Source organism: Glaciihabitans sp. dw_435 (assembly GCF_018449675.1).
Classification (GTDB): Bacteria; Actinomycetota; Actinomycetes; order Actinomycetales; family Microbacteriaceae; genus Glaciihabitans.
Genome location: NZ_JAAVUZ010000011.1, coordinates 1 through 14,004 on the forward strand (window position 1 = coordinate 1; position 14,004 = coordinate 14,004).

General features: G+C 64.5%; 16 protein-coding genes. 6 read left to right on the plus strand and 10 right to left on the minus strand.

The window, feature by feature from the left end; genetic code table 11:
- Both HB677_RS13695 and HB677_RS13700 read left to right on the plus strand, forming a co-directional pair.
- On the plus strand, positions 1-391 hold a 391-nt coding region (locus HB677_RS13695), incomplete at its 5' end, for a TetR-like C-terminal domain-containing protein (RefSeq protein WP_213816291.1).
- Positions 388-1,542 carry a GDSL-type esterase/lipase family protein gene (locus tag HB677_RS13700; RefSeq protein ID WP_213816292.1) on the plus strand — a complete coding sequence of 385 codons (1,155 nt, stop codon included), beginning with the start codon at positions 388-390 and terminating at the stop codon, positions 1,540-1,542. The genes HB677_RS13695 and HB677_RS13700, both read left to right, overlap by 4 nt.
- Positions 1,543-1,578: 36 nt before the next feature.
- Here the strand turns inward: HB677_RS13700 and dhaK are convergent, their stop codons facing one another.
- From dhaK to HB677_RS13720, 4 genes are read right to left on the minus strand one after another with little or no spacing between them, the layout of a single operon-like run.
- Positions 1,579-2,574, minus strand: a complete 996-nt coding sequence (dhaK, locus tag HB677_RS13705; protein ID WP_213816293.1) for a dihydroxyacetone kinase subunit DhaK — start codon at positions 2,572-2,574, stop codon at positions 1,579-1,581.
- A gap of 28 nt (positions 2,575-2,602) precedes the next feature.
- Positions 2,603-3,250, minus strand: a complete 648-nt coding sequence (dhaL, locus tag HB677_RS13710) for a dihydroxyacetone kinase subunit DhaL (protein WP_213816294.1) — start codon at positions 3,248-3,250, stop codon at positions 2,603-2,605.
- On the minus strand, positions 3,247-4,041 hold the full coding sequence (locus HB677_RS13715; protein ID WP_213816295.1) for an HAD-IA family hydrolase: 795 nt from the start codon (positions 4,039-4,041) through the stop codon (positions 3,247-3,249). The genes dhaL and HB677_RS13715 overlap by 4 nt, the downstream gene beginning before the upstream one ends.
- Before the next feature lie 2 nt (positions 4,042-4,043).
- A complete protein-coding gene (locus tag HB677_RS13720; RefSeq protein ID WP_213816296.1) occupies positions 4,044-4,904 on the minus strand; it encodes a class II fructose-bisphosphate aldolase in 861 nt (286 codons plus the stop codon).
- 217 nt (positions 4,905-5,121) lie between these two features.
- On the opposite strand from HB677_RS13720, the gene HB677_RS13725 reads away from it, so the two are divergent.
- Positions 5,122-5,610, plus strand: coding sequence for a pyridoxamine 5'-phosphate oxidase family protein (locus HB677_RS13725; protein ID WP_213816297.1), 489 nt, complete (start codon positions 5,122-5,124; stop codon positions 5,608-5,610).
- A 212-nt stretch (positions 5,611-5,822) separates the two neighbouring features.
- Positions 5,823-7,439 (plus strand): carboxylesterase/lipase family protein, encoded by a 1,617-nt coding sequence (locus tag HB677_RS13730; RefSeq protein ID WP_213816298.1) that lies wholly within the window; start codon positions 5,823-5,825, stop codon positions 7,437-7,439.
- Positions 7,440-7,518: 79 nt separating this feature from the next.
- Here the strand turns inward: HB677_RS13730 and HB677_RS13735 are convergent, their stop codons facing one another.
- The 6 genes from HB677_RS13735 to HB677_RS13760 all read right to left on the minus strand — a co-directional run bounded on the left by HB677_RS13735 (position 7,519) and on the right by HB677_RS13760 (position 12,861).
- Entirely contained in the window at positions 7,519-8,037 is a 519-nt protein-coding gene (locus HB677_RS13735; RefSeq protein ID WP_255546621.1) for a GNAT family N-acetyltransferase, read from the minus strand.
- Positions 8,038-8,104: 67 nt separating this feature from the next.
- Entirely contained in the window at positions 8,105-8,896 is a 792-nt protein-coding gene (locus HB677_RS13740; RefSeq protein ID WP_213816299.1) for an ABC transporter ATP-binding protein, read from the minus strand.
- Complete coding sequence (locus HB677_RS13745; protein WP_307852598.1) at positions 8,893-9,984, minus strand: iron ABC transporter permease; 1,092 nt, start codon at positions 9,982-9,984, stop codon at positions 8,893-8,895. The genes HB677_RS13740 and HB677_RS13745 overlap by 4 nt, the downstream gene beginning before the upstream one ends.
- Positions 9,981-11,030, minus strand: a complete 1,050-nt coding sequence (locus tag HB677_RS13750; RefSeq protein ID WP_307852599.1) for an iron ABC transporter permease — start codon at positions 11,028-11,030, stop codon at positions 9,981-9,983. The genes HB677_RS13745 and HB677_RS13750 overlap by 4 nt, the downstream gene beginning before the upstream one ends.
- Positions 11,031-11,034: 4 nt before the next feature.
- Positions 11,035-12,006 (minus strand): ABC transporter substrate-binding protein, encoded by a 972-nt coding sequence (locus tag HB677_RS13755; RefSeq protein WP_307852600.1) that lies wholly within the window; start codon positions 12,004-12,006, stop codon positions 11,035-11,037.
- 201 nt (positions 12,007-12,207) lie between these two features.
- Positions 12,208-12,861, minus strand: a complete 654-nt coding sequence (locus HB677_RS13760; protein ID WP_213816301.1) for a hypothetical protein — start codon at positions 12,859-12,861, stop codon at positions 12,208-12,210.
- A gap of 225 nt (positions 12,862-13,086) precedes the next feature.
- Here HB677_RS13760 and HB677_RS13765 point away from each other — a divergent pair, with 225 nt between their 5' ends.
- Positions 13,087-13,461, plus strand: coding sequence for a winged helix-turn-helix domain-containing protein (locus HB677_RS13765; RefSeq protein ID WP_213816302.1), 375 nt, complete (start codon positions 13,087-13,089; stop codon positions 13,459-13,461).
- Positions 13,458-13,964 (plus strand): SRPBCC domain-containing protein, encoded by a 507-nt coding sequence (locus HB677_RS13770; RefSeq protein ID WP_213816303.1) that lies wholly within the window; start codon positions 13,458-13,460, stop codon positions 13,962-13,964. Before HB677_RS13765 ends, HB677_RS13770 begins: the two co-directional genes overlap by 4 nt.
- Positions 13,965-14,004: the final 40 nt, after the last annotated feature.

Sequence of the window (14,004 nt, forward strand, 5' to 3'; positions counted from 1 at the left end):
CGACCGCGTCTCTGCTGCGGTCGCGGGCCGGTCGGGTCGAGACGCCGTCGCGGGGCTGTTCGAGGCGCATCGCCGGTTCGCCCGGGAGCTGCCTGGCCGGTGGACCGCCCTCCAGCGACCCGCCCATCCAACCACCGTGAAATCCGAGTCCGCGATGCGGGTAGCCGAACTCATGCTCGCGGTGTTGCGCCAGTACGACCTTCCCGAAAGAGAGCTCGTACACGCGACCCGACTCCTCGGTGCCACCCTGAACGGGTTCGTCACGCTTGAGGCCGCGGGTTCGTTCGGCCATCGCGACCCCGACACCGAACTCTCCTGGACCCGGGCCATCGACGTACTCGATGCAGCTCTGCGGGCCTGGCCCACCACGACCCCAGAGGTGCACCGATGATCATCACGCCTATCGCGTCGCAGTTCGTTCGCGGCATCGCCGAACTCGAGGAGACCGGCAGGGGAGTACGTCCGCACCGACTGCCCACCTGGGTTCGTGAACAGTTCCCCGACCCGCAGTTGCTCTCCGTCGAGGCACAGCCCTCCGGCGTGCGCGTCATGTTCAACACGGCTGCCACGCACATTGAGCTGGAGGTGCACTCATCCCGTGCCGAGTATCGCGGAGTCGTTCGACCACGGGGCCGCATCGACGTCCGCATTGATGGCGAGCGACAGGTCAGCGATGAGCTGACCGGTGGCGACGAGATCGTTGTCGACCTGCAGGCGGGCTCGACGGAGCCGCTTGCTGGTCCGTCGCACACCACGATCCTCGACGGTCTTGCTTCGAGGGAGAAGCGCGTCGAAGTGTGGCTGCCCCACAACGAGACCCTCGAGCTCATCGAACTGCGTTCCAACGCCCCGCTCAGGCCCGTGACCGAGACGAAACGGGTGTGGATGCACCACGGCAGCTCGATCAGCCACGGTTCGAACGCGGCGGCACCCAGCGAGATCTGGCCGGCGATATCCGCGCGGCTCGGCGAGGTGGAGCTGCTGAACCTCGGCTTCGGCGGTAGCGCGATGGTCGACCCATTCATGGCGCGGGTCATGCGCGACACCCCGGCGGACCTGATCAGCGTGAAGCTCGGCATCAATGTGGTGAACGCCGATGCGATGCGGGTCCGCGCATTCGTTCCCGCAGTGCATGGCTTCATCGACACGATACGTGAACGTCATCCGGAGACGCCTCTCGTGCTTGTCTCACCGATCTTCTGCGGCATTCACGAGCACACGTCTGGGCCCGGCACCTTTGACCCGGCCTCGTTCGGCAGCGGGCAGGTCAGGTTCATCGCGACGGGAACGCCGGGCGACGAGTCGCAAGGTCGACTGACTCTCAGCGTCATCCGGCGAGAGCTGGCGTCGCTGGCCACGCGCCGCGCCGCTGACCCCAATCTCTACTACCTCGACGGCACCGAGTTGTTCGGAGAGGATGACGCGACCGTATTTCCGCTCCCCGACGATCTTCATCCGGGGCCGGACGCCCACCGGCTAATCGGGGAGCGCTTTGCCGCGTTCGCGTTCGCACCCGCCGGGCCGTTTGCGCCGGCGCCATAGCGACGCGCTGGTTGCCTCGGTTCCGCGGTCTCCGCGTCAGAAGATGCGGGTCCCGATTTCTGCGGGTGCCGCGAGCAGTTCTTCAATCTCGTCGTCGAGCTTGACCAGGGTGATCGATGCTCCCGCCATGTCGAGCGAGGTGCAATATTCGCCAACGTAGCTGCGGGCGACCGTGATGCCCTGTGCGGCCAGTTTTTCGTGGGCGATTCCGTAGACCAGATAGAGCTCGCTGATGGGTGTGCCACCGAGGCCGTTGACCATGAGTGCGACCCGGTCTCCGCTGGCATACGGCAGGTCGGCCACGATGGGCTCGAGCAAGATGTCGACGAGCTCGTTGGCGGGAACGATCTTCGCGCGCCGTCGTCCCGGCTCGCCGTGGATTCCCACGCCGATCTCGATCTCGTCGTCCCCAAGTTCAAACAGGGGAGACCCCTTGGCCGGGGGAGTGCAAGCCGTGAGTGCGAGGCCCATGGACCGCGTGACAGACACCACTTTCTCTCCAATACGCATCAGCTCGTCCAGGTCGGCGCCTGCCTCCGATGCGGCGCCCACCGCCTTGATGACAAAGAAGTTTCCAGCGACTCCGCGGCGGCCCACGGTCCAGGTGGAGTCCTTCACCGCAACGTCGTCGTCGATGAACAGGGTCTTGACGTTGACTCCGTCCGCGAGGCTCATCTCTTGCGCCATGTCAAACGCCATGCGGTCACCCGTGTAGTTATTGACCAACAGCAGAACACCCTTTTCTGAGTTCAAGAGCTTGGTCGTCTCGTAGACGTAGTCCATGGGTGGGGCAGCAAAGACGTCGCCGGGGCAGGCGGCATCCAGCATTCCGGGACCCACTGCCATCACGTGGGCGGGCTCGTGTCCGGAGCCGGAGCCCTGGATGATCGACACCTTGTCGTCGCGGGGCCCGCTCGATCTCATGATGAGGTTGTATTCCGGCACGTAGCGGAGGGTGTCGGGGTTTGCGAGCGCGAGACCCTTCAGCATCTCCGGCACAAATTGCTGCGGGTCGTTGACGAACTTCTTCATGGGAGATTCCTCTGCTGATCGATGGTGACTAGTTGGAGTTGTTCTTCGACGGCCACTGCGCCGCGAGCGCTTCGGCGAGGACCGCGACGGCGATGGCGCCCGCATCCGGAGACCCGATGCTGCGCTCGCCGGTGTAGGAGGCGCGCCCGCGCTTGGCGATGAGCGTGGAGGTCGCCTCTGCGGCGGTGCGGGCAGAGCTGGCAGCGGCGGCAACAATCGACGCGCCGTCGTCACCGTTGGTGACTCCCACTTCGATCGCATCAGTCATGGGCGCCAGTGCGTCGAGAAGTGTCTTGTCTCCCAGAGAAGCGTTGCCGCGAGCCATGATTCCTTCGATCGCCGATCGAAGCATTGCCACCAGATCCGCGCCGCCGAGATCGTCGCCGCGCGCCTTCGCGATCGCTGCGGCTCGAAGGAAGGCCGTGCCCCAAATGGGTCCGGAGGTTCCTCCGATCCGGCTCGTGATGGTCACGCCAACCTTCTGAAGGAAGGTTGCGACGGTCGAGCGGTCGAACTCGTCCCAGTCGTGGAGCACTATTTCAAACCCCCGGGCCAGGGAAAACCCGAAGTCGCCGTCGCCCACCACGGAGTCGAGATCGCCGAAGTACTTCTCGTTGTCGACGACCGTCTGCGCGATCGTGTGCACGATGAATTCGGTGTCGGTGAGGGATGTCATTGCTTCTCCTCTGGGAGGCGGGGACGCGGAGTTTGAAGAATCTGTTCGACGGTGGCGAGCGTGATCTCCCGGCCGGGATTGATGCTCAAGGGGTCCGACACCACCCGTGCCGGATCGGCCTCATCGCCCAGCGAGGAGACCACCAGCGATGCGCCAGTAAAATCCTCGTCGGCTGTGTAGCTGCTGGTGGTAACGAGGGTGCGCAGTCCCGCCGCGAGCGCGGCCGCCGCACCGTTTCCGCTGTCCTCAACGACCGCTGCCTCGTCGGGGTCGAGGTTTAGCTCGCGGAGGGCGAGGAGGTAGATGTCGGGCGCCGGCTTCTTGCGGGGAACGATGTCACCGGCGAAGACAGCGAAGCGCGAGGCATCCGCCCCCACTGCGTGTTCCAACACCGCACGCACTGATGGTTCCGCCGACGTCGAGGCGACCGCCAGCGTCCAGCCGGCCGCGATTGCCTGCGACGTGAGACGCGCGATTCCCGGCCGCGCCGGTAGCGCACCGGAGTCGACCAGGCCCGTGTAGATCTCCGTCTTTCGTTTGTGCCAGGCGGCGAGCAGCTGCCGTTGCGCATCATCATCCGTCGGCAGGTGGTTGGCGGCAATGAACTCGGGAGTGAGCAGGCTCGCCATGCGCTCCTTGCCTCCGCCGATGAGGACCTTGACCGCGTACTCCGCGTCGCTCCAGTGAACGGGAAGTCCAAACTCGGCGAAGGTGGCGTTGAAGGCGGGGAGGTGACCGTACCGCTCGGTGTCGGCGAGCACGCCGTCGCAATCGAAGATCAGGGCCGGCATCGTCACCATGCCTTGCCGGCGCTGCCGAACGTCGTGGCCAGGCCGGTGGTGAGCCCGATGATGTGGGAACGCACATCGGCAAATAATGACGGCGGGTCCCACTTGTCGGTTGCTTCGGCATTCTTGAGGAAGGCGAGGCTCGATGTCATGAACTCCACCTTCAGGGCTGTCGAAATGTTGACCTTGGCGCAGCCGCGGGCGATGAGGTCGGCGAACTGTGCGTCGGTCATTCCGCTGCCGCCGTGCAGGGCGATCGGAGTGCCGCTTGCCTCGACGAGGTCGGTGACGCGCTGGAAGTCGAGGTCAGGAGTGGACGAGTACACGCCATGGGCATTGCCGATGGACGGGGCGAAAACATCGACGCCTGTGGAGCGGATGAACCCGAGCGCGGTCTCCAGGCTCTGCCGACGGGTCTCGGTGTCCACGCCAATGCCGTCCTCGACTCCTTTGATGGCTTCGATTTCCCCCTCGACGTGCGCTCCATAACGCCTGGCCTCCGCGACCACCTCGATGGTCTGACGTTGGTTCTCTTCGACGGGGAGCGTCGACGCATCAAAGAGCACCGAGTTCCACCCGATCGCGAGGCACTCGCTGATCACCGCCCTCTCCGGACAATGATCCAGATGCAGGGTGACCGGAACGTCGATGTCGCGCGTCATCGCCGTCCACATGGCGAACAGGACGTCTGCCCCGATGGACTTCACGGTCTTGACGGAGGTTTGCACGATCACGGGGGAGTTCGCCTCGACCGCTCCGGTCAGCACGGCCTCGAGGGTGAGGTCGTTGACGATGTTGATGGCCGGCACCCCGTATCTCGCGTCGAATGCCCTGTCGACAATCTCGCGCAGCGATACGACTGCCATGGTCAACCTCCTCGTCGACGTCCACTATCCACATCATGCGCCGCGCCGCAGGCGTGGGCTAGGGGCAGAGAAACTCTTGACGGCGGGGCCGCGAAGGCGTATTCGCGCGGGCGTCGCTGACGTTCGAACTCAACAAATACGCGACGATGCCTGTGATTCCGTGCGCGTACGGAGTATTGCTGTAATCGGTAACGATCCACCGAGGAAGAAGGCCACCGTGCTCGACGACGAGGTCACCGCAGAGCTGCGCAACGAGGGAGCACTCAGCCTCCTGGAAACCGCGCCCATGTCACGGCTGGCGTACAACGGAAGTGACGGCTTTCCCCGGGTCATCCCGATCGGCTTTTTCTGGAACGGCGACGCGATCGTGGTCTGTACGGCGGTCACCTCACCCAAGGTGCGCGCTTTGGTGGAACGGCCGGAGGTTGCCGTCACCATCGACGTTGGCAACACTCCGAGCGACGCCCGCGCCCTACTCCTGCGCGGAACTGCGAGCCTGGAGCGTGTCGATGGGATCCCGCGGGAATACATCGCCGCGTCGGCCAAGGTGCTCAGCGAAGCGGAGCTGTACGTCTTCGAGCGCGCGGTCGCGGGAACGTACGAGCAGATGGTGCGGATCACGATCGTTCCCAGCTGGGCGCGCTATTTCGACTTCGGCGCCGGTCGGCTTCCCGCATTCCTGCAGGACCTCGTCAACAAAGCGTGACGGCGGTGCGTGAGCCGCGCGCGTGTCGCACCGAAAGCGTGCGACTGCTAGGTCTACCCCCGTTCGGGTTACGCGTGTTACGGTCACGATCGGTGACGTTTCGTCACTGAATCGAAGAGTTTCACGTCATGGAGCGGCAACGGTGCCGACTCGTTTGTCGGTCACCGTTCCGCCGATATCGGAGGTATTCGGTGATACGAGAACGAAAGAAAATGCTGTGGGCAACGATGACCACGGCAGCAGCGGTAGCGGTTGTGGCAATGATGCCCGCCGCGGCCGCAATCGCTGGGGGATCTTCGTCCCAGCACTCCGCGTCGAGCTACCCGGGCAAGTACCCAGTGGTGTCGACCGACAAGGGCAAGGTGCGCGGCGAGGCCGACTCCATGGTCACGTCGTTCAAGGGCATCCCGTTCGCGGCGCCGCCCGTGGGAAACCTGCGCTGGAAGGCGCCGGTTGAGGCGGCCAAGTGGCGCGGCGTGCTGGATGCCACGAAGTTCGGCGGCTCCTGCACGCAAGGCACCGGATGGGACCCCGGTTATGACCAGCCCACCCTCAACGAGGACTGCCTGTACCTCAACGTCTACCGGCCGAGCAACGTCAAGGCCAAGAACCTTCCCGTGTTCGTCTGGAACCACGGCGGTGGCAACACCGGCGGCGCGGGCAAGGACACCAACCCCGACAAGTTCGTGACGCGCAGTGACGTCGTGTACGTCACGATCAACTACCGGCTGGGCGCGATGGGATGGCTCGACACCGCCTCTCTCGAGCAGTCCAACCGCAACGACGGCGCTACGGGCAACTTCGGTCTCCTCGACCAGCAGGCGGCGCTGAAGTGGGTGCAGAAAAATATCCGCGCGTTCGGTGGTGACAAGAACAACATCACACTGGCCGGGCAGTCCGCGGGCGCCAGCAACACCTGTGCCCAGCTCGCGTCGCCCGGAGCCAAGGGGATCATCGACCACGCGATCATGCAGAGTGGCGGATGCTCCGCCAGAACCGCCGACGCGGCGCGGGCGTCAGGCCTCCGCTTCGCCACCCAGATCGGCTGTGCCGATGTTGCCACGCAGGTCTCGTGCCTGCGCGGTAAGACGCCCGCCGAGGTGCTCGCCGCCCAGACCGCGGTCCGCCAGAGTGGACCTGTAGCCGGCAACCGCGTGCTGCCGTCCAATCCACTCGACCTACTGAAGGCTGGCACGCTCACCAAGGTGCCCGTTATCGTGGGTGCGGTGTCGGATGAGGCGCAGCAGAGCGTCTTCGGATCCAACGACTACCTCGGCAACCCGATCACCACGCAACGTCTGAGTGAACTCATCAGTACGACGTACCCGGCGGCTGCGGCGCAGGTAGCGGCGGCGTACCCGGCGGCGAGCTACTGGTCTCCGTCGGTCGCCTGGGGTGACATTCTCAGCGATCAGTCGGCGTGCTCCACCCAGACGCTCCGCGACCGCATGGCGAACAACACCCGCACGTACTCCTACGAGTTCGCGGAGAAGAATGGCCCGCCCTTCACGTCGATCTGGCGTCTGAACACGGACTACCCGTTCGGCGCCACGCACGTGAATGACCTCGGCTACCTCGGGGACTACCTCGGCACCGCCCTTCCGTTCAGCACGGACCAGGTGGCACTGTCCAACCAGATGATCAGCTACTGGTCGAGCTTCGCCGAGGACGGTTCGCCGAACGTGAGGTACGCGCCGGTCTGGCCGAAGTACACCCCTCAGGGCAAGCTGCTGCAGTTCGTGGCTCCCAGCGCCCAGGTCGTCTCGCACGCGACTCTCGACGCTGAGCACAACTGCCAGCTGTGGGACGCGGTGGCACCCGCCGCCTAGTTCCATCGCTCCACGCACCGCCGTCCGGACCTCGGTCCGGGCGGCGGTGTGGTGAGTTGGCGCTGGTGCGTTGGCGCAGCTAGTGCAGAGCGCGCCGCATGAAAACGCGGGGCCACCGGGCGTGTCCCGCTGCGGCCTCGCGATCTACCCGGGCACGAATCCCGGCGCCCCACTCGTCGGGTGGGACGACAGCGAAACCCAGTCGCGCATAGTACGGAGCATTCCAGCGGATGTCCCGGAAGGTCGTGAGAGTGAGCGCGCCGAGCCCCTCGTGCCGTGCCCACGACTCCGCGTTGCGCAGCAGAGATGCTCCGATGCCGTGGTGGGCAAACGCCGGGTCCACCGTGATCTGCTCAACGTGGGCGCCGTCATCCACGGCCTCGACCAGAAGATAGGCGAGGACGGAGTCACCTTCGTCGGTCGCCACGAAAGCCCGGTGTTCGTTGACGAAGGTGGTGAACTCGGGCCGGGCGATGGGCGGATCGTCGGCGACACTGTCCATGCCGACCGTGCGGAAAAGCTCGCCTGCCGCTACCTCGATGCGGCGGATGTCGGTGTAATCGTCGAGGGTCGCTGCACGGTGCATCCACGCATTCATGAATCCAGTCTGTCGTGCCACAGCGCTGCCGACACGCGAGGTCCTGGTGTGGAGTGCGGCGCGGCGTCTACCCGCGCGAGATTGACCGGGGAATAACGATCGGGCGACCGCTCACGTCGTCATTGATCACCGAGCACTCGACGCCGAAGACGCTCCGCAGTACGGCGGGGGTGATGACCTCGTGCACTGTTCCAGCCGCGATGATCTGTCCGTCTCGCATGGCGATCAGATTGTCGGCATAGCGTGCCGCGAGACTCAGATCGTGCAGCACCATCACCACGGTCACGCCGCGCTCGCGATGCATGTCGCGCACCGTGTCGAGCACCTCGAGTTGGTGTGCGATGTCGAGGTAGGTGGTGGGCTCGTCCAGCAAGAGCACGTCGGTGTTTTGGGCGAAGGTGAGGGCGATCCACGCCCGCTGTCGCTGTCCGCCCGATAGCGACTCAAGGGGACGATCGGCGAACTCGGTCATCTCCGTGCGCCGGAGGGCCTCCTCGACGATGCGTTCGTCGGCGGCGGACCACTGGTCGTACCATCGCCGGTACGGATCCCGGCCGCGGGTGACCAGGTCAACCACGGTGAGGTTGTCGGGGGCGACCGGGGCCTGCGGCAGAAGCGCAACACGGGTGGCGAACTGCTTGCCGCGCATTCCGTAAACGTCGCTCTGCTCAAGCTGGATGCTGCCGTCATCGGGTTGTTGCAGTCGCGCCATGGCGCGCAGCAGCGTTGACTTGCCGCAGCCGTTTGGACCCACAATTGCCGTGACCGCGCCGCGGGGAATCTCTACCGAGACGCCGTCGACAGCGGCGCGATCGCCAAAACGGATCGCGACATTGTCGATGTGGAAAGCGGATGTCACCGAAGGCCATCCTTTCTCGACCGCACGAGCAGCCAGACCAGAAACGGAGCCCCCACGAGCGACGTGATGGCCCCGGTGGGAAGCAAAATGGGGGCAAACGCGGTGCGGGCGACGAAATCACTGCCCAGCAGGAGCACGGTGCCGATGAGCGCTGATGCTGCAAGGGGCGGGCGTGGGGCGGCGCAGGCGAGCCGCGCAAGGTGCGGGGCGACGAGAGCGATAAATCCGATCGGTCCGACGACGGATGACGCGATGGCCGCCAGCACCACCGCGATGGCAAGCAGTCCCGTTGTAGCCGCGGGCACGCGCACCCCGAGCGAGCGCGCCAGGTCGTAACCAAGTTCAATCGTGGGCAATCGAGCCGACAAGGGGACGAGCACGATGATCGAGGCCACCAGGGTAACGCCGACGGTCGCCACATCGGTCCATCCGCGACCGCCCAGCGAGCCGGTGAGCCACGCATTGGCCTTGGCCGCGTCATCGATTTTTGCCTGCACGAGCATCCAGCTCGTGAGTCCACCGAAGAACGCCGACACACCAATGCCGATGAGGAGGGGCCGGAGGCCGCCGCCCCCGGACAGCCGGAGGAGGGCCGCCACGAGCCCGGCAGCGACGAATCCTCCGATGAGCGCGGCGGTGGATGTGCCGACAAGGGCAAGTATCCCCGAGGCGGTGGTGCCGGCACCGCCCAGCACGATAACGGCTACTGCGCCTGCGCCGGCCCCCGACGTCACGCCGAGAAGGTCGGGGCTCGCGAGGCTGTTTCGCGCGGTGGTCTGCACGAGTGCACCCGAAATGGCCAGCGATGCCCCAACCAGGATGGCAAGCGCAATACGGGGAAGGCGCAGGTTGTAGATGATGAGGTGTTCGGTGCTGGTGCCGCCACCACCCAGCACCTCAATGACACGCAAGAATCCCATCGAAAAGTCTCCGACGCCGAGCGAGGTGACCGCCAGAACGACGGCGACGACCGTCGCGACGATCAGGACGGCGAAGGTGCGTGGGCGCCATCGGAATGACACGGGCCCGAGACGAACGGCGGTGCGGCGCGAGCCTAAGCGAGCGGATGTCACAGCGGGGGCGATCACGAACGGGACCTCCTCATCCGCGCAATGATGACGAGAAAGGCGGGCCCTCCGACAACGCCGAGCACGACGCCGACCGGCAACTCGGCCGGCATCACAACCAGCCGCCCGATGATGTCCGCGAAGACGGTAACGACCGCTCCGGAGATGAGCGACATCGGAAGCAGGAGTCGGTAGCCGCTGCCGGTGAACCAGCGAACCGCGTGAGGTGCGATCAGCCCGATAAAGCCGAGGGAGCCCACGAGAGAAGTGGCAGAGCCGACGAGAAGTGTAACTGCGGCGAGTCCGGCGATGCGCGTTGGCACCATCCGGCGCCCGAGTGAGCGGGCGACATCGTCGCCCAGTGCCAGGACATCCAGCACTCGCGACTGGGCAAGGGCCACCACCGCACCCGCGACCACGAAGGGAAGCACGGGTGTCAGCACCGAAAGGCTGCGGCCACCTGCCAGCGAGCCCACGGTCCAGAACCGATACAGATCTAGTGCCGACGAATCGAGCAACAGTACGACGCCTGTTGCGGCGCTGAGAAACGCTGAGACGGCTGCGCCGGCGAGTACGAGCGATGCGGGTGAAGCATCGCGTCGGCGTCCCGCCGCGGTCGCGATCGCCGTGACGATGGCCGTGCCCGCGGCCGCACCCGCAAACGCGAACCACAGGTAGCCAGCAGGGGTCGTCAGGCCGAAGACGGCGATTGCGGTCACCACGGCCAGGGATGATCCTGCCGTCACCCCCAGAAGCCCCGGATCCGCGAGAGGGTTGCGGGTATGTCCCTGAATCATTGCGCCGGCCAGGGCGAGTGCGCCGCCTCCGACAAGGCCCAGAAGCGTGCGGGGCAGCCTCTGGCCCACGACGATGGCGTGGGCCTCGGCGTTGCCCGCGCTCCACAGCGCCTGCCACACCGTTGCCGGGTCAAGCGCCCGGGAGCCGACCAACAGACTGGCCGCGACGACGGCGAGTACGGCAACGAGCCCGCCGCCGTAGAGCAACGCCGTGGGAGCGTGCTGTCGGGTCGGCGGGCTCGTGCGTCGATCGGTGGGAAGAGCGATCACCGGGTTAGAACGTCTTCAGTAACGATTCAATGACGTCGAGGCAGTGCATCGCGGTGAGAGCAGCGCCCTCGTGGGTCTGCTTGTCGGATCGGACCACATGTCCGTTCTCCACCGCTGGCAACTGCTTGTACAGCGGGTTCGCCTGCACCGCCGTCCACACCGCCGGCTCATTGACCAGAGCGATCAGACCGTCAGCGTCTGAGAAGGCACTCAACAACTGCTCCGGTCCGAACTTGGCGCCTTCGGTCGTCTTGATCGACGTGGCAAAGGCCGCGGAAGGGGTTGCCCCGAGGTCACGCAACACGGATGACAGGAGACGATTCGGACGAGTCTGCGACCCTTCATCGTCAATGCTGACAGGTGCGAAGGTGTGCTCCTTGAGCACAGTTGCGTAGGTGGTGGAGAGCTCCTTGACGCGAGCGTCGTACGCCGCAATCAGCGTGTCTGCCTTTGCCTCTGTGCCCGTGGCCGACGCGACCAGTCGCAGGTCGTCCTGCCAGGAACTGACATCTTGCTCTCCGATGGCGATCACCGGCGCGATGGGTGTCAGCTGGTCGATGATCGGTTCTACGTCATCGACGCGGCTCACGATGAGCGTGGGTGCGGCTTCCGCAATCGCCTCGACATTGATCTCGTCTGCAAGGAACAGTTCCTTGGCGCCCTTGGCCTTCGCCGCTGTCAACTCCGTTGCCATCGGCGAGGGTAGATCGAGCGAGCCGGCTTCCTCGTAGGGATAGCCAACCAGGGGAAGCCCGAGGGACAAGACGATGTCGAGGTCCCGGCGACCCTCGATGACAACGACGGACTTAATCGATGTGGGTACGGACACGTCCCCGAGCTGCGTCGTGACCGAGCGCGTTGACGGGGAAGTAGCGGATGGCGCTGCGGCGGTGCTGCACGCGGTGAGGCCGGCCATCGCGAGAGCACTGAGGAGCACTGCTGCTGCGGCAGTGCGAGGAGAGAGGGTGAGGTTCACGGAGGTAAGGCTATCCTTACTGACCGCCATTTCGCGAATCGCTGTACATGCAGATGAACGGCTGCACCATCGGGAAATTGTCCAGAAATTATTGTGCAAGGCATCACTCGGCGTAACGTACAGCCAAGTGGTTGGTTGAACGCGATCACCGCGTATTCCACATTGTGCGAGGTCATGAATCTAACTTGCTTTCGAGCTCGGTCAGGCGTCGTCGTTGATCTCGAACTCAGCGGGGACACGGACCAGTTGCGAGTGTCTTCCGCGACGGTCGACTTTGAATTCCCATAGCGACTGAACAGCGCTTGAGAGCGCAGATCTGTATGCACTCAGCAACTTTGACGGTTCATTTAGTTCGTCAGCGGACAACCCAGATTCCAGGGGGCCGGAGTTCCTACGCCGGATCTCGACACGAGCGTCCTTCTCGCCAACGAAAAGCAGAAAATATCGCGTCGAGAGCAGGCTCTGAGCACTCCGCCAGTACTGAGCTGGCCGAGGATCTCGATAGTAAATTCTCAGTCTCTGCTCGATTACTGTGCCACGTGCCCTGCTGGTTGTATAAATTTCCGTCAATTCGGCCAGCGGTGCTGCCAATGTTTTGTCAGTCGATCGTTCAGTGAGGGCCACAGGTTTCGCTTCGCGCCAGAACTTTTGCAGGGCGAAGTAGAGAAGATTTCCTGTTTCTGTCATTTCCGCGGCGAGAGTCTCGCGCGTCTCCGCCGCATCGCGCCGCCGCTGGGCCCATGCCGTCAATTGATTGATTACGAATAGCGCAAGGAGGGCCGTAACTAATGGGCCCACTGCCGCGACGAGCAGCTTCTCTCCGAGAGAGTCGGCACCCCAAAACGAGTCGCTCATCGCGGCCCTTCCCTCTGTTGTAGACCGAATGTAATGTGCCGACAGGGTAGGAGCATTGCTCGACTAATTGATAGCCCTAGAGGTGTCGATCGGATCATTCACAATCACTGGCTTGGACGCCTGCAACCCAAGGTCGCGGGCGATTGTCGGTGCCAAATGTGAAGTTCGCGAATGCAATCAAGATTCCCTTGCGATAACTGGAAACGCGGCGTAACATACAACCAAATGGTTGTAGATGAGATGAACGAAGCGGGCGTGGACCGGATGTTCCACGCACTGGCCGATTCCACCCGGCGAGATATCGTGCGTCGCGCGGTGACGGGGGATCTGTCGGTATCGCGGCTCGCTGAGGGCTACGCGATGAGCTTCGCGGCCGTCCAAAAGCACATCGCCGTGCTGGAGAAGGTCGGCCTCGTCACGAAGAAGCGGCGGGGGAGGGAGTATCTCGTGAGCACTGATCCGGATGCCCTTGTGCTCGCGCGGCTCGCGCTCGACCAGCTTGAGGAGGCATGGCGCGGTCGCGTAGATCGCATGGCCGACCTCCTCGCCGAGACAGCACCTCCAGAACAACGCACACCAACGAAAGGACAAGACCGATGACAGTCACCAGTGTCGACAAGAACTACGACGACCTGACTCTTACCCTGATTGCCGACTTCTCCGCCCCGATCGATCGGGTCTGGCAGTTGTGGGCGGATCCGCGGCAGCTGGAACGCTGGTGGGGACCGCCGACGTACCCGGCGACCTTCGAACAGCACGATCTGACCCCGGGTGGCACCGTCTCGTACTACATGACGAGCCCCGAGGGCGAGAAGTTCCCCGGTTGGTGGCGGATTGTCGCGGTGACGCCCGAGGAGTCGCTCGAGCTGCTCGACGGGTTCTCTGACGAGAACGGCAACCCGAAGGACGACATGCCCGTCACCACCATGCGCATGCAACTGACGACCACCGACACCGGCACCCGGATGGCACTGCACTCGGTCTTCGCCTCGCGCGAGCAGATGGACCAGCTGATCCAGATGGGGATGGACGAAGGGCTCGCGCAGGCTGTCGGCCAGATCGACGACATCCTCGCAACCAGCGCCTCGCGACAGCAGGCGTAGCAGCTCCTACCGCCGTAACGGCACGGCCGGAGGGAGAAAC

Coding starts and splice junctions, on each gene's coding strand:
- HB677_RS13715 (WP_213816295.1), bottom strand. CDS start 4,041: ATGCCGGCCCTGATCTTCGATTGCGACGGCGTGCTCGCCGACACCGAG.
- dhaL (WP_213816294.1), bottom strand. CDS start 3,250: ATGACATCCCTCACCGACACCGAATTCATCGTGCACACGATCGCGCAG.
- HB677_RS13730 (WP_213816298.1), top strand. CDS start 5,823: ATGCTGTGGGCAACGATGACCACGGCAGCAGCGGTAGCGGTTGTGGCA.
- HB677_RS13765 (WP_213816302.1), top strand. CDS start 13,087: ATGGTTGTAGATGAGATGAACGAAGCGGGCGTGGACCGGATGTTCCAC.
- HB677_RS13760 (WP_213816301.1), bottom strand. CDS start 12,861: ATGAGCGACTCGTTTTGGGGTGCCGACTCTCTCGGAGAGAAGCTGCTC.
- HB677_RS13770 (WP_213816303.1), top strand. CDS start 13,458: ATGACAGTCACCAGTGTCGACAAGAACTACGACGACCTGACTCTTACC.
- HB677_RS13735 (WP_255546621.1), bottom strand. CDS start 8,037: ATGAATGCGTGGATGCACCGTGCAGCGACCCTCGACGATTACACCGAC.
- dhaK (WP_213816293.1), bottom strand. CDS start 2,574: ATGAAGAAGTTCGTCAACGACCCGCAGCAATTTGTGCCGGAGATGCTG.
- HB677_RS13720 (WP_213816296.1), bottom strand. CDS start 4,904: ATGGCAGTCGTATCGCTGCGCGAGATTGTCGACAGGGCATTCGACGCG.
- HB677_RS13700 (WP_213816292.1), top strand. CDS start 388: ATGATCATCACGCCTATCGCGTCGCAGTTCGTTCGCGGCATCGCCGAA.